Here is a 20,881-nt window from a genome sequence, read left to right as displayed (position 1 = left end):
AGAATCGGTGACTGCTGCGTGACACCGTCGGCTCGATGCCCGTGTCGGCGCTCGGGAGAATCGAACTACATTCTGATGCTGCGGGAGGCGATGGCGGAGTGGGCTACCAGGCGGAGCCGTCGCTGCCGGATGCGCACTCTCGGCCGGCGGCACCACCTTTGTTTCGCCACCCTCGGATCGCGTTGTTCGTCCTCGCCATCGCAGCTGTCACCGCTCTCGTTCTCGTCTTCACCACTGTCGATCCGTGGCTGAAGAGCATCGGAATTTTCGCCGGAAGTGCGGACCTGCACGTGTACGAGGTCGGTGGAATCCGGGTGCGCGAAGGCTTGCCGCTCTACTCGACCCCGATCCTGCTCGGCCATCTCTACACCTACACGCCGTTCTCGGCGATCTTGTTCATCCCGGTCGCGGCACTACCTGCCGCGCACATGGACAAGCTGTGGATGCTGTTCAACCTCACCTTGCTGGTCTGCTGCATCCTGCTGTGCTGGAAGATCCTCGGCCGGCGCCTGACACCGCAATTGGCGCTGGTCAGCGTGCTGCTTGCGCTCGTCTCGACGTTCCTCGAACCGATTCGGACAACGCTCTTCTACGGTCAGATCAACATCGCGCTGATGCTGCTGGTGTTGTGGGACATGACCCGGCCCGAACGCAGTTGGACGCGCGGAATCGGCGTCGGACTCGCTGCTGCGATCAAGCTCACACCGGCTTATTTCATCGGCTTCTTCCTGGTGATGCGCCAGTGGCGGGCGGCCGCAATCGCCACCGGCGTCATCGCCGCGACGATCGGGTTCGGCTTTCTGGTTCTTCCTGACGACAGCCGCGAATACTGGACGAACAGCATTTTCCAGACGCACCGGATCGCAGATCCGATGCACGCGGCGAATCAGTCGCTGCGCGGCATGTTGAACCACTTCGCGGGACATCCGGTATCGGACGGGCCGTGGTTGTTGCTCGCTGTGCCCGTCGCGATCGTGAGCCTCGCGGCGTCGATGCTGCTGTACCGGCGCGGTGACCAACTGTTCGCGGTTTCGCTCTGCGGCCTTACCTCCGCTGCCGTTTCGCCGTTTTCGTGGAGTCACCACTGGGTGTGGTTCGTGCCGTTGCTCGTGTACTTCTTCGACCGCACGCGGTCGGCCACATGGTGGTGGCTGGCAGCGATCGTCGTGTACGGCGCGGCAGGTGCCTGGCCCTGGCGCTGGACCGCCGACTTCACAGTCATCGGGCTGTTCCACTACCCGCCGGACTGGGAAATCAACTGGTTCATGAAGAACATCTTCCTGTTCGTCTACGCCGCCATCCTGGCGATAGCGGTCACGATGGTGGTTCGAGATCTGCTCCGGAAACGAGATAGCCCGCCTCCGTCGCCACGACATCCGTCACCCGACCTCGCGGCCGACCGCATCGACGTTCACACCCTGCCCAGTGCTGATGTTCCACAAGCGAAAGCGCCTGCTGTTCCACAGCGACCGTAAGGTCGGCACGTACGTCTGCGAGCGCTTTGGTGCACCCCGGTCGTCCGGTACACGCGCTGACGCGCAGCCATGGGGATTCCGCGTCGAAGATCACATCCATGGGTGCGAGCACGCGGACCGCCTGCTCCGCCGTCCACTCGTCGAGATCCGTGACGAGCAGGGAGCGCCACGGCGTAATGACGATCGGCCGGCCTATCGCCGCCAGGAATTCTGCGGTCCGAGCAGGCAGAATGCCGAGCCTGACGCCCGCGCCGAGGCTCACGTTGCCGTCTTGCTGAGGGAGCCAGCCGATCGGTGGCTCGGCGACGGGCGCAACCGTGATCCGCTCAGCGGTCGGCGTCAGACCCAGGTTCGCGAGGACGTGTTCGGGTCCGCTTTCGAGTTCGGCGAGGCGCCACTCGTCGGACCGCGCCTCGACGAACGTCAGCGCGGCTTCGGTGACGTGCCGTACACCGTCTTCGGTCTTCACACGGGCGCCGCTGTCCGTGCCGGCCAAAATGAGCGCGAAGAGATCGGACGACACTGCGTGCAGGCCGAAGTCTGCACTGAGCCCGGACACGTCCCCAGTGCCGTCGTCCACGCTGAAGAGGACTCTGCCGGGCAAGCGGGCGAGCGCCGGTTCCGCTCTCAGCGCGGCATCGAGCGACCGAACATGGTCACGGACGTCGACGACACCGCCGATCCGACCGGACAACGGCGACGCGACGATGTTGCGGACTCGTTCGTGCGTCGCCGAAGGCAGCAAACCTGCCCCAGCCAGCTGCTCCGCGAGGAGGTCCGTATCCGACACCGCACGCAGCTGAATGTTGCCCCGGACGGTCAATTCGAGCTCACCGTTGCCGAGGTCCTGTGCCGCATTGGCCAGTGCCTGCAGCTGTGCCGGGTCGAGTTGGCCACCCGGGAGGCGCACTCGTGCGAGGGCGCCGTCTGCGGCCTGATGCACCTGCAGAGCGCCGGGGCAGGCGTCGGGGCGGTCTCTGATCATCACCTCCAGGGTAGGTCCCTACTCCGCGGTGACGCCCAGCGCTGCCAGCCTTGCCTGGTCGGCGATGATATCCAGCGCCGCGATCTTTCCGCCGACGATCGTGAACGCTACGAGAGAGAACACCGCACCGTCGACGATCGAAACGATTCCAGCAGCACCGTTGACGACGACCGGCCGTTCGATCGGCCCGAGCGTGCCGAAGAGCACCGCTTGCGACGCGACGGCCGCTGCCCCGCGAATCACGGTCAGGCCTTCTGCGCGGTCCACGCGCAAAACCACGTCCGGGTCGAGAACGGCTACCAGTGCCGCCAACCCGCCGCCACGCGAAGCGGCATGAAAGGCAGCGACGACCTCGCGCTGCCGGGCGAGGTCGACATCCGGTGCCGTCGCGACGCCCTGCACACGGCGCCGGGCCCGGCTGGTCAGCATCTTCGTCGCGTCGGTGGACCGGTCCACAATCGGCGCGATCAGCTCGAACGGGACCGCGAACAGGTCGTGCAACACGAATGCGACGCGCTCTGCCGGATTGAGCGTGTCGAGCACGACGAGCAGCGCAATCCCCACCGCGTCGGCGATGACGGCCGCTCGTTCGGGATCCGTCGCGGCGGCCGTGACGACGGGATCCGGCAAGCGTGCGTCCAAGGAGTCCTCGCGGCGTGACTGGCGAGTTCGCAACATGTCCAGGCAGATCCGCGAGATGACGGTAGTGAGCCAGCCCCGGAGGTTGTCGACGCCGCTCGCATCGGTACGACTGAGCCGAATCCACGACTCCTGGACCGCATCGTCGGCGTCGGACAACGACCCGAGCATCCGGTACGCGACGGCGCGCAAGTGGCTGCGGTTGTCTTCGAACTGCTCGGCCAAAAGATCTTCGAGGTCCACTGTTACCTTTCCCCGCCGTGCTCCGTCAGTACTTCGAAAGCTAGTCGAACCCACTGACACAGAGGGAGCAGCATCATGAAGATCGCAGTCGCGGGCGCCACAGGCCGGGTAGGGCGCCACGTCGTCGATATCCTCAGCGCGGCGGGGCACGAGGTCGTGCCGATGTCACGCGGCACCGGCGTCGACGTGACCACAGGAGCCGGCCTCGACGCGGCCCTCGAAGGCGTCGAGTGCATCATCGACGCAGCGACCGGTCCGTCTCCGGATCAAGAGCAGGCGACGGCGTTCTTCACCGCCTCGGCGCGCAACTTGCAGGCCGCGGGCGCACGGGCCGGCGTCCAGCGAATTGTCGTGGTCTCGATCATCGGCATCGAGCGGTACAGCGGCGGTTACAACGCGGCGAAGGTGGCTCACGAACAGGCCCTACTCGCCGGGCCGCTGCCGGTGCGCATTCTGCGAGCGTCTCAGTTCCACGAGTTCGTCGCCGAGTTGCTGGCCTGGGGAACCCAGGGCGACATCGCCTACCTGCCGAATATGCGAACGCAACTAGTCGCAGCCCGCAGCGTTGCGCAGGCCCTGGCCGACCTCGCGATCTCGGGCGAAAGTACGGGAACGTCCGAGATCGCCGGTCCACGCGAGGAGTCACTCTTGGCGGCGGCGACCCTGGTGGCCGCCAAACGCGGTGCGCCGCAGAAGGTTGCGCGGGCGACGGGTCTGGATCCCGATTCCGAGTTGATGGAGCAGGGTGCAGCCCTGCCGAACGGCAATGCATTGCTGACCGGGCCGACCTTCGAGGAGTGGTTGGACGCCACCAACTGACCGGGTGGGCTACCGCGGAACGCACGTCGAATGTACGTTCGAACATGTGGGAATGAAGTCGATCGGGTACAACGGGCAACCGACTCGTGATCCGTTCCGGCGCGTCGATCCGCCCATCGACGTGCTGGTCGACCTCACCACATTGTTTCCGCGGCAGCCCCACCGCAACGGTCGCTACACGCCGCTCGGTTTGCAGATGCACAAGGTCGTAAAAGGCCGGCTGAGTTGCTGGGCGCTCTGCGAACAGGGCGATTGGTGGGGCCTCGTCACCTACGTGATCGTCTACGGGGCGGAGAAGAAGCCGGTGACGCACTGGGTGCCGGCGTGGGTCTTGCGGCGGGGGTGATGCCGACAAAGGATGGCATCGCCGCCCTGTACCGTCGTCCACGTGCCGCACCTGGACCAAGATGGCGATGTGTCGATCCTCTACCTGAACGACCCGGGCATACAGGATTCGGAAAATCAATTCCACCCCGACTGGATCACGGCCGTCAACGCGCTTCTCGACGAACTCGAGGCGACGGCCGGGCCGCGTGCACTCGTCACGACCGCGCACGGAAAGTACTACTCGACCGGCGCCGACCTGACCTGGTGTGGCCAGAATCCCGGCGAGATCGATTGGTACCTCGGGGAGGTCCAGGTCCTGCTCGCGCGCTTGCTGCTGCTGCCGATGCCGACGGTCGCTGCCCTGCAGGGGCATACCTTCGGAGCGGGCGCCTTCTTGGCCACCACGCACGACCACAAGGTGATGCGCGCAGACCGCGGCTTCTTCTGCTTTCCGGGCATCACGATAGGTGCGTCCTACACGCCTGGCACGCTCTCCCTCGTGTCGGCGCGACTCGCGCCTCGCGCGGCTCACGAGTCGCTCGTCACCGGCCGGCGGTACGGCGGTTCGGACGCACTGGCGCTGGGCCTCGTCGACGACGTTGCCGGCGACGGCGCGGTCCTCGAGAGGGCTGTCGACCACGCTCGTGGGCTGATCCATACCCGCGGTCCGGTTCTGGGCGAGATCAAGCGCAAGCTGTACGAGCAGGCCGTGGCCGGTTTGCTGACCCCGGTCACTGGTTACAGCAGGTGACCTGCCGACCCTTACGATGAGGGTCGAATGCTCGGCGGCATGCGAGGAAACCGGTGGGAATCCGGTGCGGTCGCGCCGCTGTGAGTCGAGAGCGCTGCCCGCGCTCTCGGCAAGCCAGACCTTCACCGGCGAGCGAACACCACTGGGGCGCGCATCCCCGAGGAAGGCTGAGCCGTGATTCTGCTGCTGTCCACGTCGGATACCGACCTGCTGTGTGCCCGCGCGAGCGGCGCCGACTACCGCTGGGCGAATCCCGCCCGCGTTCTCGTCGACGACCTGCCGGACCTCATCGCCGGGACCGACCTCATCGTGGTCCGCGTGCTGGGCGGCAAGCGGGCGTGGGAAGAGGGCCTGGACTTCGTTCGGGCCAGCGGAATTCCCGTCGTCGCGGTCGGTGGGGAACTCGCACCCGATGCGGAGCTGATGGAATGTTCGACGACGCCCGTCGGGGTCGCAGCCGATGCGCACAACTACTTGGCAGCCGGTGGTCCGGCGAACCTCGCCGAGCTGCACAACTTTCTCTCCGACACCGTGCTGCTGACCGGCCACGGTTTCGAACCGCCGGTCCACACGCCGAGTTGGGGAGTGCTGGAGCGGGAAGCCGCCGACGTCGACGGTCCCACGGTTGCCGTTCTCTACTATCGCGCCCAGCATCTTGCCGGCAACACCGCCTACATCGAATCATTGTGCACGGCAATCGAAGCCGCAGGCGGTCGGCCGCTCCCGATCTACTGCGCCTCGCTGCGGACTGCGGAACCAGAACTGTTCACGCAGCTGCGTGCGGCGGACGCGCTCGTCGTGACCGTCCTGGCCGCAGGCGGGACGAAGCCCGCGACCGCGAGCGCCGGTGGCGACGACGAAGCGTGGGACATAGGTGAGCTGGCGGACCTCGATGTGCCGATACTGCAAGGTTTGTGCTTGACGAGTAGGCGCGAAACCTGGGCTGCCAACGACGATGGGTTGTCCCCACTCGATGTCGCGACGCAGGTCGCCGTGCCGGAGTTCGACGGCAGGATCATCACGGTTCCGTTCTCGTTCAAGGAGTTCGACGCCGACGGTCTGTCGACCTATGTGCCCGACGAGGAGCGCGCAGCTCGTGTGGCCGGAATCGCCGTTCGGCACGCCAAACTGCGTCATATTCCGGTCGCCGACCGTCGCGTGGCGCTGATGTTCTCGGCGTACCCGACCAAGCACGCCCGGATCGGCAATGCCGTCGGACTCGATACGCCCGCCAGCGCGATCCGACTGTTGCAGGCGATGCAGACCGCCGGCTACGACCTCGGCGACGAACCGATCCCGGGTCTTGCGGAGGGCAATGGCGACACGTTGGTCCATGCGCTCATCGCCGCGGGCGGGCAGGACCGCGATTGGCTGACCGCCGAACAGTTCGAAGGCAACCCGATTCGGATCTCTGCCGGAAAGTACCGGAAGTGGTTCGGTGTGCTTCCCGACGATCTCCGCGACGGTGTGACCGAGCACTGGGGCGCAGCGCCAGGCGACCTCTTCGTCGATCGGTCGGCCGATGCGGACGGCGAAATAGTCATCGCGGCAATGCAGTTCGGAAACATCGTTCTGATGGTGCAGCCGCCACGTGGTTTCGGCGAGAACCCGGTTGCGATCTATCACGATCCAGACCTCCCGCCGAGTCACCACTACCTTGCGGCGTATCGGTGGGTGGCTGACGAATTCGGTGCCGACGCGATGGTGCACATCGGCAAGCACGGCAACCTCGAGTGGCTACCAGGCAAGACGATGGGAATGTCGGCCTCGTGCGGAACCGACGCGGCGCTTGGTGACCTTCCGCTGATCTATCCGTTCCTCGTCAACGATCCGGGGGAGGGTACGCAGGCGAAGCGCCGTGCGCACGCGACATTGGTGGACCACCTGATTCCGCCGATGGCGCGCGCCGAGAGCTATGGCGACATCGCGCGCCTCGAGCAGTTGCTCGACGAGCACCAGAACGTGTCGGCTCTCGATCCGGCGAAGCTTCCCGCTGTGCGCCAACAGATCTGGACCCTGATGCGGGCCGCCAAAATGGACCATGACCTCGGCTTGGCCGAGCGCCCGGACGAGGACTCGTTCGACGACATGCTGATGCACGTCGACGGCTGGTTGTGCGAGATCAAAGATGTGCAGATCCGGGACGGTCTGCACATTCTCGGGCAAGCACCCGCGGGGGAGGCGGAGATCGATCTCGTCCTCGCGATGCTTCGTGCCCGGCAATTGTGGGGCGGCGAACAGAACGTGCCCGGGCTCCGGGAAGCGTTGGGCCTGAGCGAGAACGGCGACGAAGTCCGCGAACGGGTCGATGCGGTCGAGGAGCAAGCTCGTGCGCTGGTGGCGGCGATGCACGCGACCGGCTGGAATCCCGACGCGGCGACGACCTTGACCGACAGCGAGACGGTGGCGCAGATCCTGCACTTCGCCGCCACGGAGGTCGTGCCGCGCCTGCGGCAGACGGCGGGCGAGATCGACCGCATCCTGCATGCGCTGAACGGCGGCTTCATCCCGGCCGGTCCGAGCGGATCGCCGTTGCGCGGGCTCATCAACGTGTTGCCGACCGGCCGCAACTTCTACTCGGTCGACCCGAAAGCCGTGCCGTCGCGCCTTGCCTGGGAAACCGGCCAGGCGATGGCGGAGTCGCTGGTGCAGCGCTACCTCACCGATCACGGCAGCTACCCGACGTCGGTCGGGCTCTCGGTGTGGGGCACGAGCGCGATGCGAACCAGCGGTGACGACATCGCCGAAGTGCTTGCGCTGCTCGGTGTCCGGCCCGTCTGGGACGAGGCATCTCGTCGTGTGGTGTCGCTCGAAACGATGTCACTCACGGAGTTGGGTCGTCCACGCATCGATGTGACTGTCCGCATCAGCGGGTTCTTCCGTGATGCGTTCCCGCACGTCCTCGCGCTACTCGACGACGCCGTGCAGCTCGTCGCGGACCTCGACGAACCCGCCGACCAGAACTTCGTCCGTGCGCACACCCAAGAATCGCTGGCCGACCATGGCGACGAAAGACGCGCCACCACAAGAATTTTCGGTTCCAAGCCTGGCACGTACGGTGCCGGCTTGTTGCAGCTCATCGACTCGAAGAGCTGGCGTACCGACGCCGACCTCGCCGAGGTGTACACGACCTGGGGCGGCTACGCGTACGGCCGCGGGCTCGACGGCGCGCCCGCTGCGGACGACATGCGCACGGCGTATCGCCGAATTGCGGTGGCGGCCAAGAACACCGACACGCGCGAACACGACATCGCTGATTCCGACGACTACTTCCAGTACCACGGCGGCATGGTTGCGACGGTCCGTGCGCTGACGGGCAAGGACCCTGAGGCCTACATCGGCGACAGCACCCGACCGGACGCGGTGCGCACGCGCACGTTGCACGAAGAGACGACGCGCGTGTTCCGCGCGCGGGTCGTCAATCCGCGCTGGCTCGACGCGATGCGGCGGCACGGGTACAAGGGTGCGTTCGAGATGGCGGCGACCGTCGACTACCTCTTCGGATACGACGCCACCACGAACGTCGTCGCGGACTGGATGTACGAAAAGCTTGCGGAGAGCTACGTCTTCGACGAGCAGAACCGAAAGTTCATGGAGCAGTCGAATCCGTGGGCGTTGCATGGAATCGCCGAACGCTTGCTCGAAGCGGCCGAGCGCGACATGTGGGAGCATCCCGAACAGGCCACGCTCGACGGGCTACGTCAGGTGTACCTCGAGACCGAAGGTGAGTTGGAAGGCGACTGACCCTCGGTTCGTCGATCGGGTCAGCGGCCGTGCCTGCGTCGGCTGTCGGGCCGATACCCGGCGCGCTTCTCGACGATCGCGCACTCGGTCGTGAGAATCATTCTCGCCACCGACGCGGCGTTGATCACCGCAGTTCGGGTTACCTTCAGTGGATCGATGACGCCTTCGGCAACGAGGTCGCCGTAGGACAGCGTTGCGGCGTTGAACCCGAAACTGCCATCTGCGGCGGCGACCTTGTCGACGACGACAGAGCCCTCGACACCCGCGTTCGTCGCGATCCAGAACAACGGTGCCGAGAGCGCGGCACGCAGGACATCCACGCCGAGCGCTTCGTCGCCTTCCAGCGAGTCGGACAGTGCAAGCAGTTCCTTGGCGGCGTGCGCCAACGCCGAACCGCCACCGGGTACCACGCCTTCGGCGACGGCAGCCTTCGCCGCGCTGACGGCGTCTTCGACCCGGAACTTGCGCTCCTTCACCGCGGTTTCTGTCGCAGCGCCGACTTTGATCACAGCAACACCGCCCGACAACTTGGCGAGCCGCTCCTCCAACCGTTCTCTGTCCCAGGCCGATTCGGCATCCTCGATCTCACGGCGAATCTGTGCGACTCGGCTCGTGCGGTCGGCCTCGTCTCCGCCACCCTCGACGATGGTCGTCGAGTCCTTGGTCACCACCACTCGGTGGGCACTGCCGAGCAACCCGAGGTCGGCGTCGTGCAGTCGTACGCCGATGTCAGCGCTGACCACTGTCCCGCCGGTCACTACGGCGAGATCGTCGAGGAATGCCTTGCGGCGATCACCGAAGAACGGTGCCTTCACAGCGACAGATGTGATCGTTTTACGAATTGCATTGACCACCAATGTCGACAGCGCTTCGCCGTCGACGTCCTCTGCGATGATCAGAAGCGGCTTGCCCGCGTCGGCAACCTTCTCGAGCAGCGGCAGCAGGTCCGACAACGAACTGATCTTGCCGCGCGACAGCAGCACGAGAGGGTCCTCGAGCACCGTCTGCTGCGCGTCGAGATCCGTGACGAAATAGGGCGACAGGAAGCCCTTGTCGAACTGGAGGCCCTCGGTGAGAACGAGTTCGGTTGTCATCGTGGTCGATTCCTCGACCGTGACTACGCCGTCCTTGCCCACGGCGGTCAACGCCTTGGCGACAAGCGCGCCGATCTCGGCGTCGCGCGATGATACGGTGGCGACCTGTGCGATCGCTTGCTCACCGACCACCGGTGTTGCGGCCTTCACCAACAGTTCGGCGACCTTGTCCGCGGCCTGTGCGATTCCGGAGCCGAGCGCCATTGGATTTGCGCCGGCCGCAACATTTTTCAGTCCGCCGCGGATGAGCGCCTGAGCCAGCACCGTGGCGGTGGTCGTACCGTCGCCCGCTACGTCGTTGGTCGCTGTCGCAACGCTCTTGACGAGTTGCGCGCCCAAGTTCTCGAAGGGGTCGTCGAGTTCGATGTCACGCGCAACCGTGACACCGTCGATCGTGACGGTCGGGCCACCGTATGCCCCGGCGAGCACGACATGGCGGCCGCGCGGTCCGAGTGTCACGCGGACGGTATCGGCGAGCCTGTCGACACCGCGCTCGAGTGCACGTCTGGCATCCTCGTCGAACAAGATCATTTTAGCCATTTGCTTCTACTCTCATCGGTACAGATCGTGGGTCGAACTCGAGGGTGAACGTGAACTGGCGCGGCCTCCGGCACGCGACAATTCCGCCGGATAAGAACTGGCGGCAATCAGCTACGGAACGGGCCGCCTCAGGCAGTCAGCGGAAGCTCGAGGTGTGCGGGGTGCGCAGCTGTCACCTCGACGGGCAGTGGCCACCACAGGCCGTGGACCGATCCGCACGGATTGACCAACCTGCGCAACAACATTGGCTGCGAATCGAACAACGGCGTCACCGTCGCTGGCCGGCACAGACCGTAATCTGGGAATGTGGATGGACGATGCAGCGTCATATAGACGCTCCTGTCTCCGCCGTGAGATCGGCCGGAAATCTCGAAACCGATGACGACGCCAGCATTAGCGGCCGACGCACGAAGTGCCCCCGGTGATTCCATGGTACACCCGTCCCATTCCGGAACCGGCTCGCCGGCACGCGCGGTTCTGCGTGTCGGGCGAGCCGCTTCGCGACACAGATTCGGTCGTCACAGGTCTGGTCGGAGCACCGGACGGCCGGAGACGCACCGCCAGATCGCGTACTCCAGCGGGCGGGGTGTCAGGTCCAGCTGCGTGGCAGTTTGCCCGATGAGGGCGGCGACAGCGTCAGGGTCGAGCTCGCGCTCCGGCACGTCGAGAACGACCGCGACGTATCGGGTGACCAGCGGATCGGCGCCGGGCGGGGTGTGGCCCAGATGCATGGAGAGGTAGGTCCAGGTGAGCCCCGACGCCTGCCCGGGCAGGCTCAGCCACGCGCTCCGCATATCCGTCAGTCCGGCATCGTCGATTGCGCGCAGGTCGGCGCCGTGCTCGATGCGTCTTCCGTGCAACAGTTGCGCAGCTTCGAAGATTGCTGCCGCTTTCAGCGGCGATCCCGCTTGCGTGGACGTCGGCTTTCGGTTCCCGATCCGATCCGCCCAATTCTCGGGGCCACCGAGTTCGTTGAACGACGCGCGCAACTCCCCGGCGCCATCGGCCGCCGACGCGCCGCGACGGTATTCGTCGTAGCGGGTCAACACGTTGCGGACGGATGTGTAATGCGACCGGGTTGCTTGGATCGACTCGATGACGGCCAACGCCAACGAATTTCGAAGCTCGTCGGGCGCGACCCAGAACGCGGGATCCCCCAAATCGGCAATGCAGGACGCTGCCAGTACATCCGCTCGATCGACAACATTGATCATGAAATTCCCCCAGGCTCTCGTGGTTTCGACTACGAAAGCGAACATACATTCGAACACCGACAAGTTGCCGGGGCGGACAGGCGCGGGCGGTCCCCGCCGCCTATCGTGGTCGGCATGAGCAATGAATTCGCGCAGGTCGGCAAGGCTCAGTACCTGATGCTGACGACCTTCCGGAAAGATGGAACACCGGTGGGCACGCCGCTGTGGGCAGCGCCGGACGGCGAAAAGATCCTCATCTGGACGGTGACGGATTCGTGGAAAGTCAAGCGCATCAAGCGGAATCCCGACGTGACGCTGCAAGTGTGCGACATGCGCGGCAAGCTCAAGGGCGATGTGGTCGTCAAGGGGCGCGCCGAGATTCTGGACGCGAAGGGCACCGACCGCGCCCGGTCGGTCATCTCGAAGAAGTACGGAATAACGGGCTTGATCGCGATCAAGGCGAGCCTGTTGCGCCGCGGAAAGTCCGGAACTATCGGGATTTCCGTCGTCCCTGCGTAGCGTCGCGGGCCTTGGCTACGGCCTCGCGGATCGAGCCCGTGTACGGGTGCCCGTGGCCCGGTAGCAGGAGGTCCGCGTCGAGCCCCTCGAGCTGGTCCAGCGCGGCGACCGTATCGGTTTCCGAGTGATTGAACATGGGGGGCAACAGCTGCGGACCTGCGTGGCGCAACAGGGGATGGCCGTTCACCAGAGTATCGCCGGTGACGACCGCCCCCGCCGCGGGCAAAAAATACGCCGTGTGACCGGTCGTGTGGCCGGTAGTCGGTACCGGAGTCGGCGCGCCCGGTAGGTCGAGGGCGCCCACCGTGGGGAACGCCTCCGCATGCGGAATGGCGATCTTCTGTGTTGCGCCGGCGCGCATGACCCGCAGTGACCACGCCAGGACACCCGGTCGCCACGCGTTCTTCGCCACGTCGAGTTCGCTCGCCTGCTGCAGGTACTCGCGGCGGGCGTGTGCTGTCTCGGTCTCCGACATGAGAATCGGTGTGCCGTAACGGTCGTGGAAGTGGTTGGCCGCACCCATGTGGTCCACGTGTGCATGCGTCAGCAGTATCGCCCGGACATCTTCCGGCGCAGCGCCGATCGAGCGAATCGACGCTTCGACTCTCGCGACGTCCCCCGGGTAGCCCGCGTCGATGAGTGTCAGGTCCGAGCCGTCTCGCACGACGAACCAGTTGACGTCGGTGCCGATCTCGCTGAATACGTTCTCGCGTACTTCGATCACGGTCGAACGATAGCCGGTCGAGTTCGGGGCCTAGTTCGCCTGGCTGACCGAGGACATGTGGAAGTCCGGAATTCGCATGGGCGGCATAGCCGTACGCGTGAACCAGTCCTTCCACTCACGGGGGAGCGTCCGCTCGGTCGCGCCGGCCTCGGCGACGCGGCGCAACAGGTCGATGGGGCTCTCGTTGAAGCGGAAGTTGTTGACAGCGCCGGTGACCGCCCCGTCTTCGACGAGGTAGACGCCGTCTCTGGTGAGGCCGGTCAGCAGCAGGGTGGCCGGGTCGACTTCGCGGATGTACCACAATGTCGTCAGCAACAGACCGCGTTCGGTCTTGGCCACCATGTCCGAAATCGTTGCGTCGCTGCCACCTGCGAGCAACAAATTGTCGGCGAGCACGGCTGGAGTCTCACTGAATTCCTGTGCAGCGGCTCGCGGATAGGCCAGCGCATTGATCGTGCCCTCGTGTATCCAGTCGGTGCGCTCGATGGGCATGCCGTTGTCGAAGATCGAAATCGAATCACTCGACGCCCCGGTGGCGACGAAGGGTGCGCAGGCGAGGTCCGGCGCGTCGGGCGCGGAGTACAGCGTCAGCGGCAAGTCGGTCAGCTTTTCGCCGATGCGTGTTCCGCCTGCCCGGGAAAAGGCCGTGTGGCCTTCCTGTGCACCACGTCCCTCCATGGTCCAGGCAAGGTAGATCATCAGATCTGCGACAGTCGAGGGCGGCAGCAGCGTCTCGTAGCGGCCCGCGGGCAGGTCGACTCGCGTGGCCGCCCAATCAAGGCGCGTCGACAGTTCCGCCAGCATCTCGGGAACGTCGACGTCCGCGAAATGTCGAGTTCCTGCGCCGACCCAGGCGCTTGCGTCGGCGCCGCGCTTCCCGTTGATCTCGACGGAGCCGGTCGGCTGGACGAACCGCCGGCGGATTCCGGCCGACGTTGCGAGCCAAGTGGAGTCGACCTGATGGTGAGCGAACCCGTACAGCCTGTCGGCACCGTCGAAGCCGCCTGCGAGGTCACGGGCGAGGCCCGCGAAGACGCCGATATCGGTGCCCTCCGAAGCGTCACCCCAGTCGTCGGGATCGCCGCCGCCGCCGAGCAGCGGCATTGCATCGTTCGCGGGTGGCGCAGACCGGGCCGCGGCCGCACTGGCTGCGACGACGTCCGTTATCTCATCGGGATCGACGCTGCTCGAGCTGACGCTGCCGACGTGCGACGCGGACCCGTCACGGACGATCGACACGACGGTCCAGCTACGTGAGGACGACACCCCGTTCGTCGTCATCGAGTTTCCGGCCCAGCGCAGCGAAGCCTCCGATTCGTCGGACACGATCACGATCGTTTCGTCCGCCTTCGATTCCGCGAGAACGCGCTCGACGACCTCCTGAGCGGGGATCACTGGCCTGCCTCCGTCCGCGTGTTGAGAATGTTGACGCCGCGCAGCAACACCGATGGACAGCCGTGACTGACTGCCGCGACCTGGCCGGGTTGGGCCTTGCCGCAGTTGAACGCACCACCGAGCCGCCAGGTCGACGGTCCGCCGAGCGCCTCCATCGATCCCCAGAAGTCGGTCGTCGTGGCCTGGTAGGCGACGTCGCGCAATTGGCCGGCCAACTGCCCGTTGCGGATCCGGAAGAACCGCTGGCCCGTGAACTGAAAGTTGTAGCGCTGCATGTCGATAGACCACGATTTGTCGCCGACGATGTAGATCCCGTTCGCCACCCGCGAGATCAGCTCGTCGGTGCCGATGTCGTCGGCACCGGGCTGCAGGGACACGTTTGCCATCCGCTGGATCGGCACGTGGTGCGGCGAATCCGCGTACGAACACCCGTTGGATCGCGGTAGGCCGAGCCGGGGCGCAAACACCCGATCCAGCTGATAACCGACGAGAATTCCGTCCTTGACGAGGTCCCAGCGTTGACCGGCCACACCGTCGTCGTCGTAGCCCACCGACGCAAGCCCGTGGGTTTCGGTGCGGTCCGCCGTCACGTTCATGATCGGCGTGCCGTACCGCAAGGTGCCGAGCTTGTCCGGTGTCGCGAACGACGTTCCGGCATAGGCAGATTCGTATCCGATGGCACGGTCGTATTCCGTGGCATGCCCGATCGATTCGTGAATTGTGAGCCAGAGGTTGGACGGATCGATCACGAGGTCGGTGGGTCCCGGCTCGACCGTCGGCGCTTTGACTTTCTCGGCGAGCCACTCCGGGATGCGTGCCAGCTCTGTGGACCAGTCCCAGACGCCGTCGGTGAGGTACTCCCACCCGCGTCCGACAGGCGGCGCAAGAGTGCGCATCGTCTCGAACACTCCCGAGGATTGGTCGACAGTGATCGCCTCGAGGTCCGGGTGCAGACGCACACGTTGCTGCGTGACCGACGACCCCGCCGAATCCGCATAGAACGTCTGCTCTTTCACGATGAGAACGCTCGCGCTGGTGTGGTCGACGCCGTCGGATGCCGAGAGCCGTCCGGAATACTCGGTCAGCAGCGCCACCTTGTCAGGTGTCGGTACAGCGAAGGGATCGATCTCGTAGGGCGAGACCCAGCTGACGTCGTCGTACACCGGCTCGGGTGCGAGTTCGACGCGTTCCCGGTTCAGTGGTCGCAACGTTTTGGCGACCTGTACCGCGGTGCGGGCGGTGGTGGCGGCGATCTCAGCCGAGAGTTCTGCGTTCGATGCGAACCCCCACGTGCCGTCGACGATCACCCGCACGGCCAAGCCGAGCAGCGACGAATCCGACACGGCCTGAACACGGCCGTCGCGCAATCGAATCGACTGCGTCAGCAAGCGATGCACGCGCAAATCCGCGTGGCTCGCACCCGCGGCGCGAGCCGCGGACAGAGCCGCATCCGCGAGCGACCGCAGGGGTAGGGCGAGGAATTCGTCATCGACGCGCTGCACCCGATCAAACCTAGCCGAACTGCTGCCACCCCAGCCGGATTACCATCGCGACGACGACAACGAGCAGCACAATTCGCACGAATCCGGATCCGCGACTCAGCGCTATTCGCGATCCGAGCACAGCGCCGAGGATGTTGCACCCCGCCATCGCCGCGCCGACCGCCCAGAGCACATTTCCGGTCGCGGCAAAGAAGATCAGGGCACCGAAGTTGGAGCCGACGTTGACGACCTTCGCCATCGCGGCGCTGCGGACGAACTCCGTGCCGAGCATCGTCGCGAAGACGATGATGAGAAACGTCCCGGTACCCGGACCCAGCAGTCCGTCGTAGAAGCCGATCAACCCCGCAGCGATGAGGACGACGAGCACCACCTTCGACCGTGTCGGCGGGTGCGTCGCGATCGTGATTCCGAGCTGCGGGCGCAGAGTCACGAACACTGCGACGCCGACGAGAACCACCAAGATGATCGGGATGAAGAGGTCCTTGTCGATCAGTGCCACAGTCGCTGCGCCGAGACCGGAGGCCGCTGCTGCGAGTACGCCGGCAGGGATCATCAACCGCCACTGCAGCGGCACCTTGCGCGCGAAAGTTGCGACAGCAGCGCCGGTTCCGAAGATCGCGGTCAGCTTGTTCGTACCGAGGGCCTGCTGCGGGGTCAACGTCGGAAGGACGAGAAAAAGCACGGGTAACACGATGAGTCCGCCGCCGCCCACGACCGCGTCGACCCAACCCGCTGCGGTAGCGGCAGCGAGCAACGCGACCCAATCGGTTGCTCCCATGGCACTCACCCAATCACATGGTGCCTACGACGTGGCCCTGTGACCACACGACATACGCTTGGCAGATGCGCCGGTTCAGTCTGTGGCTTCGCGGGAAGCCGATGGTTGCCGACTCGATGCTGGCCTTCGCGTTGTTCGTGCTCGACGCGCTCACAGCGCCGCAGGCGAAGTACTCGTTGCTCTTCGTTGCGATGGGCGCCTGCATCGCCGCGCCGGTCGTCTTTCGGCGGAGTCACCCACGGCTGGTCGCGTGGAGTCTCGTGATGTTGTCGATCACGACGACCGTCATCACACACTTTCTCGACGACTACGAGATCGGCCATCCGAGCCTGCTCGGCTTGGGTATCGCGCTGTACACGCTGGTCGCGTACGTCGGGCGACGCGACGCTGCCATCTTTGTGCTGGCGTTGATCATCGATGCGGCACTGGCACTCTGGTTGTTGGAACAGAGTCTCACGGAGGTCGGCGGTTTCATCGCAGTCTTCTATGCCCTGTGCTGGATCACTGCTGAGTTCATGGGTGCGCGCACGGCATACGACCAGGAGGTCGCCGCCCGGCTCGCCGTTGCCGATTACGACCGCGAACGCAGCGCACACGAAGCAGTCATCGCCGAACGGACCCGAATTGCCCGCGAGTTGCACGACGTTGTTGCGCACGCCGTCAGCGTGATGGTCGTACAGGCGGACGGCGCGTCCTACGCGTTGCGCCAGAATCCGGCAGCCGCCGAGACGGCACTTGCAAATATCTCGTCGACGGGCCGAGAAGCGTTGGGGGAGTTGCGGAGAACGGTCGCGCTGCTGCGGACGGACGAAACCCCGGAGCAGATGCCGCAACACGGCTCGGCGGGAATCGCGCGAGTCGCGGAGATGATGCAGCGTGCCGGGCTGACGGTCGAGGTGCAGCAGACCGGTCAGCTCGACGACATTCCACCGCGCGTGAGTCTCGGAGTGCACCGCATCGTTCAGGAATCGCTCACCAACGTGTTGCGCCATGCCGGGCCGAACGCGCGCGCACGAGTAGAAGTCGAACGACGGGCAACCGATGTGCTCGTCGAAATCGTCGACACCGGGCGGTCGGCGCCGCCGCCGAACGCGTTCACCGGCGGTGGCGGGAACGGGCTCGTGGGGATGCGTGAACGCGTCGCGGTGCTCCACGGCACGCTCATCGCAGGCAGGCTTGCGGGCGGTGGCTGGCGGGTCCGCGCGGTATTGCCGCTCGACCTGCCGGACTGAGCGCAAACAGCAGACCGGCAACCCGAACCGATAGATTTGGCACGTGCCTATCACTGTGCTTGTCGTCGACGATCAGCAATTGATGCGCATGGGCCTGCGGATGGTGCTCGAGGCGCACGACGATATCACCGTCGTCGGCGAAGCGGCCAATGGCGCAACGGCTGTCTCCGAGGCTCGCAAACTTCGGCCGGATGTCGTCCTGATGGACGTGCGGATGCCCGTCGTCGACGGTGTTGCCGCCACCGAGCAGGTGCTCGAATTGGGCGGCCCGAGCCGGGTCCTAGTGATGACGACCTTCGATCTCGACGAACACGCACTCGGTGCGCTGCGCGCCGGAGCGAGCGGCTTTCTCCTCAAGGACACTCCGCCCGAGGATCTGGTATCGGCGATTCGAAGCGTCGCCGCCGGTGATGCCGTCGTTTCGCCGAAAGTCACCAAACGGCTGCTGGACCGATTCATCAGCAACGACCGCGGGCCGACGCGCAATCCAGCTGTGCTGGACGTGCTGACAGTCCGGGAACGCGAGGTCCTCGAGCAGTTGGCCGGTGGGCGATCGAACGCTGAGATCGCTGACCAGCTGTTCCTGTCCGAAGCGACGGTCAAGACACATGTCGGACGAGTGCTGACGAAACTCGGTCTGCGCGATCGAGTACAGGCGGTGGTACTCGCATACGAGACCGGTTTGGTACGGCCGGGGGCGTAGTCGCACGCACACCGGCTGTAACACAGTCGGTCTCGTTGCCGACTTGATTGCTGACAAGGCGCGCGGCACGGGGGCCGGTTTGCGTGAGGGGTTCGGGACCCGAGATCAGGATTCGGGTTCGTATTCGGGAGAGTGCACATGGGTTTTCGCGAAGTTTTCGTACGGCATAAAATTGCTTCGGGCATGGTTGCGCCCGTGATTGTCGGCATCGCCGCGATCATCACGATTCCGTTGGCAATGACGACGGAGCCGAGCACGGTCGATACGGAAATGACGTCGTCGGTGACCGAATGCCACGACATGGTCACCATTTCGGTTGCGGGCCGCGGTGATACGCCGGTCGAGGGCACCACGAAGATGCTGCTCGATCCGAACGGCAACCCGTTGCCCGCCGCACTCTCCGACGACTACAGCAGCAAGTGGGTCGACCCAGTCGTCAACGCACCCAACGGTGCGGTGGACCCGGACTCCTACGCCGCCGTATATGTCGCCTACCCAGCGAACATGGCGTCCTACGAGGACGCCGTCGTTGCAGGCGTGGCGAACACAGAGACAGTGATGCAGGAGATTTCGGCAGCGTGCCCGGATACCCGGTTCTCGATCGTCGGATACAGCGAAGGCGCCGATGTCGCCCGCCGGGTCGCGATGAACATCGGGCACCAGGAAGCCGGTCAGAACGGTGAATACGCGATCGTCGATCCCGACAACGTCGTCGGTGTCGTCATCTTCGCCGACGCGGGACGCAGCGCGGGTGACGGGCCGTTCGTCGGCTCGCAGGATCCGTACGCCAACCCCGATGGCTTCGGTCAGAAGTACCAGAACGGTCAGACCCCGATCCCCGGTCAGGGCGCACTGCCCGGCACGAGCGGCGATTTCGGTGCGCTGAACGGCAAGATTGCGTCCTTCTGCTCGGACGGCGACCTCACGTGCGCTGCGCCGGAGAACATCTCACTGCTGCAGCTGGCGGTCAACGTCGGCAGGCAGTTGAACGTGGACGCGCTCGAGCGTGACGGCCTGACGCCCGCAACCGGACAGGACGTCGCAGTCGTTCTCGGGGATATCGCGTTCAAGGCGTTCGCCGACATTGCCGCGAATCCCAACTGGATGCAGAGCGACGAGACGTTCCTGCAGGTGCTGCTGAAGGTGTCGGACCCGGCTTACGTTCCCGGCCAGTCGACGACTCCCACTGCTGCCGATTCGGTTTCGCTGAATCAGATCTCACCACTGGCCTACTTGCCGCAGAAGATCTTCAAGGAGATCGTCGGGCTGATCGCGACGAACGAGAACACGATTCCAGTCGTCCTGAGCGATCCGTACAACCTCACGCTCGGCCCCGAGCACACCGGTCATCACTTCGACTACTGGCGCAATGCGGACGTGTCCGGTGGCAAGCCGATGACCGATGCGGAGTACGCAGCCGCATGGCTGACTCACCTTGCACAGCAGGCGCAGGCCGGTGAGCCGGTGGACACCAAAGCGAAGCCGGACGAAGCAACGCTGGTCGCGGCACTCGAGACGGTGACGACGACGCCGACCCCGACGACGACGCCGACCCCGACGACGACGGCGGCTCCGACGACGACAAGCGCCACGACCACGACGTCTGCGGCCCCCACCACTCAGGCGGCGGCCGAGGTCGCGACCGAAACGACGACGCCGGAGGCAACGACGCCTGCGACAACCGAGCCGACGACAACCGAGCCGGCGACTTCGGCACCGGAGACAACCGTGCCGGAAACGACAACTCCGGAGACAACAACTCCGGAGACAACAACTCAGCAGACAACGGCAGAGTCGACGACAACGACGTCCGCGCCGGCAACCCAGTAGGTTCGCCGACCGGCCGACAGGACCCGCCGAACTTCAGAAAGCCAACAGCCGCAGTCCCTTCCCCTAGGACTGCGGCTGTTGGCTGCTTTCGGTGGCGTTGCCTACGAGACGGGCCTGAACGGTTCGGCTCGTAAGCTCGCCACCAGGTCTACGTCACGAAATGCCCGCGCACCGGTCGGACATCGAGGAGGGAACCGAGAGGCCGACGAAAACAATCGCTGCAGAACCTGTGCTGCGAACCTGTCGGCTCCGACTCATCGACCACTCCTCGCTGATGTTGCTCATGGTGCGGATGGTTCTCGTGTGCTCATCATTCAGATCGCGTTCCCTCGATGTCAACTTGAGGGTTTAGATCGTTATGCGACCGACGCAACTCGTGGATCGGGAG

Annotated in this window: 16 protein-coding genes and 1 pseudogene; 9 read left to right on the top strand and 8 right to left on the bottom strand. The window is 65.2% G+C overall.

Going from position 1 to position 20,881, the window contains the following annotated elements; genetic code table 11:
* Window positions 1-35 precede the first annotated feature (35 nt).
* Window positions 36-1,055: pseudogene (locus tag JGU72_RS12935) on the top strand (glycosyltransferase 87 family protein); the annotation flags it as partial.
* Window positions 1,056-1,314: 259 nt separating this feature from the next.
* Here the strand turns inward: JGU72_RS12935 and cobG are convergent.
* Together cobG and JGU72_RS12925 are read right to left on the bottom strand one after the other, a co-directional pair.
* On the bottom strand, window positions 1,315-2,460 hold the full coding sequence (cobG, locus tag JGU72_RS12930; RefSeq protein ID WP_199684287.1) for a precorrin-3B synthase: 1,146 nt from the start codon (window positions 2,458-2,460) through the stop codon (window positions 1,315-1,317).
* A gap of 18 nt (window positions 2,461-2,478) precedes the next feature.
* A complete protein-coding gene (locus JGU72_RS12925; protein WP_199684286.1) occupies window positions 2,479-3,342 on the bottom strand; it encodes a sigma-70 family RNA polymerase sigma factor in 864 nt (287 codons plus the stop codon).
* Window positions 3,343-3,417: 75 nt separating this feature from the next.
* Between JGU72_RS12925 and JGU72_RS12920 the strand changes: the two genes are divergently transcribed.
* From JGU72_RS12920 to JGU72_RS12905, 4 genes are all read left to right on the top strand, one after another.
* Window positions 3,418-4,161 carry an SDR family oxidoreductase gene (locus JGU72_RS12920; protein WP_199684285.1) on the top strand — a complete coding sequence of 248 codons (744 nt, stop codon included), beginning with the start codon at window positions 3,418-3,420 and terminating at the stop codon, window positions 4,159-4,161.
* A gap of 52 nt (window positions 4,162-4,213) precedes the next feature.
* Entirely contained in the window at window positions 4,214-4,507 is a 294-nt protein-coding gene (locus JGU72_RS12915; RefSeq protein ID WP_199684284.1) for a hypothetical protein, read from the top strand.
* A 42-nt stretch (window positions 4,508-4,549) separates the two neighbouring features.
* Window positions 4,550-5,239: an enoyl-CoA hydratase/isomerase family protein gene (locus tag JGU72_RS12910; protein WP_199684283.1), complete on the top strand. Its 690-nt coding sequence runs from the start codon at window positions 4,550-4,552 to the stop codon at window positions 5,237-5,239.
* 174 nt (window positions 5,240-5,413) lie between these two features.
* On the top strand, window positions 5,414-8,983 hold the full coding sequence (locus tag JGU72_RS12905; RefSeq protein WP_199684282.1) for a cobaltochelatase subunit CobN: 3,570 nt from the start codon (window positions 5,414-5,416) through the stop codon (window positions 8,981-8,983).
* A gap of 20 nt (window positions 8,984-9,003) precedes the next feature.
* Here the strand turns inward: JGU72_RS12905 and groL are convergent, their stop codons facing one another.
* Both groL and JGU72_RS12895 read right to left on the bottom strand, forming a co-directional pair.
* Window positions 9,004-10,617 (bottom strand): chaperonin GroEL, encoded by a 1,614-nt coding sequence (groL, locus tag JGU72_RS12900; RefSeq protein WP_199684281.1) that lies wholly within the window; start codon window positions 10,615-10,617, stop codon window positions 9,004-9,006.
* A gap of 518 nt (window positions 10,618-11,135) precedes the next feature.
* The gene (locus JGU72_RS12895) at window positions 11,136-11,831 is read right to left on the bottom strand and encodes a heme peroxidase (protein WP_199684280.1); all 696 of its coding nucleotides are present in this window, start codon (window positions 11,829-11,831) and stop codon (window positions 11,136-11,138) included.
* A gap of 114 nt (window positions 11,832-11,945) precedes the next feature.
* Between JGU72_RS12895 and JGU72_RS12890 the strand changes: the two genes are divergently transcribed.
* Window positions 11,946-12,329, top strand: coding sequence for a PPOX class F420-dependent oxidoreductase (locus JGU72_RS12890; protein ID WP_199684279.1), 384 nt, complete (start codon window positions 11,946-11,948; stop codon window positions 12,327-12,329).
* On the opposite strand, the gene JGU72_RS12885 is transcribed toward JGU72_RS12890, so the two are convergent.
* Genes JGU72_RS12885 through JGU72_RS12870 form a run of 4 tightly spaced genes read right to left on the bottom strand, consistent with a single transcriptional unit; the run spans window position 12,301 to window position 16,728 of the window.
* Window positions 12,301-13,053 (bottom strand): MBL fold metallo-hydrolase, encoded by a 753-nt coding sequence (locus tag JGU72_RS12885; RefSeq protein WP_199684278.1) that lies wholly within the window; start codon window positions 13,051-13,053, stop codon window positions 12,301-12,303. The two genes, JGU72_RS12890 and JGU72_RS12885, sit on opposite strands and share 29 nt — an antisense overlap.
* Window positions 13,054-13,083: 30 nt before the next feature.
* Window positions 13,084-14,448, bottom strand: a complete 1,365-nt coding sequence (locus JGU72_RS12880) for a metallopeptidase TldD-related protein (protein WP_199684277.1) — start codon at window positions 14,446-14,448, stop codon at window positions 13,084-13,086.
* On the bottom strand, window positions 14,445-15,950 hold the full coding sequence (locus tag JGU72_RS12875; protein ID WP_199684276.1) for a TldD/PmbA family protein: 1,506 nt from the start codon (window positions 15,948-15,950) through the stop codon (window positions 14,445-14,447). Before JGU72_RS12875 ends, JGU72_RS12880 begins: the two co-directional genes overlap by 4 nt.
* A gap of 10 nt (window positions 15,951-15,960) precedes the next feature.
* Entirely contained in the window at window positions 15,961-16,728 is a 768-nt protein-coding gene (locus JGU72_RS12870) for a TSUP family transporter (protein ID WP_199684275.1), read from the bottom strand.
* A gap of 65 nt (window positions 16,729-16,793) precedes the next feature.
* Here JGU72_RS12870 and JGU72_RS12865 point away from each other — a divergent pair, with 65 nt between their 5' ends.
* The 3 genes from JGU72_RS12865 (at window position 16,794) to JGU72_RS12855 (ending at window position 20,493) form a co-directional block, all read left to right on the top strand.
* On the top strand, window positions 16,794-17,960 hold the full coding sequence (locus tag JGU72_RS12865; protein ID WP_199684274.1) for a sensor histidine kinase: 1,167 nt from the start codon (window positions 16,794-16,796) through the stop codon (window positions 17,958-17,960).
* A 43-nt stretch (window positions 17,961-18,003) separates the two neighbouring features.
* Complete coding sequence (locus tag JGU72_RS12860; protein WP_199684273.1) at window positions 18,004-18,663, top strand: response regulator; 660 nt, start codon at window positions 18,004-18,006, stop codon at window positions 18,661-18,663.
* 138 nt (window positions 18,664-18,801) lie between these two features.
* The gene (locus tag JGU72_RS12855) at window positions 18,802-20,493 is read left to right on the top strand and encodes a cutinase family protein (protein ID WP_199684272.1); all 1,692 of its coding nucleotides are present in this window, start codon (window positions 18,802-18,804) and stop codon (window positions 20,491-20,493) included.
* The last annotated feature ends 388 nt before the right edge of the window (window positions 20,494-20,881 follow it).

Origin of the sequence: Antrihabitans auranticaus (assembly GCF_016481275.1) — a bacterium.
Taxonomy (GTDB): Bacteria; Actinomycetota; Actinomycetes; order Mycobacteriales; family Mycobacteriaceae; genus Antrihabitans.
The sequence above is the reverse complement of the archived record's forward strand: the minus strand, read 5'-3'. Positions and strand labels throughout refer to the sequence as shown.

Excerpts from the sequence above, each read along its gene's own strand:
- cobG (WP_199684287.1), bottom strand. The coding sequence starts at position 2,460 with ATGATCAGAGACCGCCCCGACGCCTGCCCCGGCGCTCTGCAGGTGCAT.
- JGU72_RS12920 (WP_199684285.1), top strand. The coding sequence starts at position 3,418 with ATGAAGATCGCAGTCGCGGGCGCCACAGGCCGGGTAGGGCGCCACGTC.
- JGU72_RS12915 (WP_199684284.1), top strand. The coding sequence starts at position 4,214 with ATGAAGTCGATCGGGTACAACGGGCAACCGACTCGTGATCCGTTCCGG.
- groL (WP_199684281.1), bottom strand. The coding sequence starts at position 10,617 with ATGGCTAAAATGATCTTGTTCGACGAGGATGCCAGACGTGCACTCGAG.
- JGU72_RS12895 (WP_199684280.1), bottom strand. The coding sequence starts at position 11,831 with ATGATCAATGTTGTCGATCGAGCGGATGTACTGGCAGCGTCCTGCATT.
- JGU72_RS12890 (WP_199684279.1), top strand. The coding sequence starts at position 11,946 with ATGAGCAATGAATTCGCGCAGGTCGGCAAGGCTCAGTACCTGATGCTG.
- JGU72_RS12870 (WP_199684275.1), bottom strand. The coding sequence starts at position 16,728 with ATGGGAGCAACCGATTGGGTCGCGTTGCTCGCTGCCGCTACCGCAGCG.
- JGU72_RS12865 (WP_199684274.1), top strand. The coding sequence starts at position 16,794 with ATGCGCCGGTTCAGTCTGTGGCTTCGCGGGAAGCCGATGGTTGCCGAC.
- JGU72_RS12855 (WP_199684272.1), top strand. The coding sequence starts at position 18,802 with ATGGGTTTTCGCGAAGTTTTCGTACGGCATAAAATTGCTTCGGGCATG.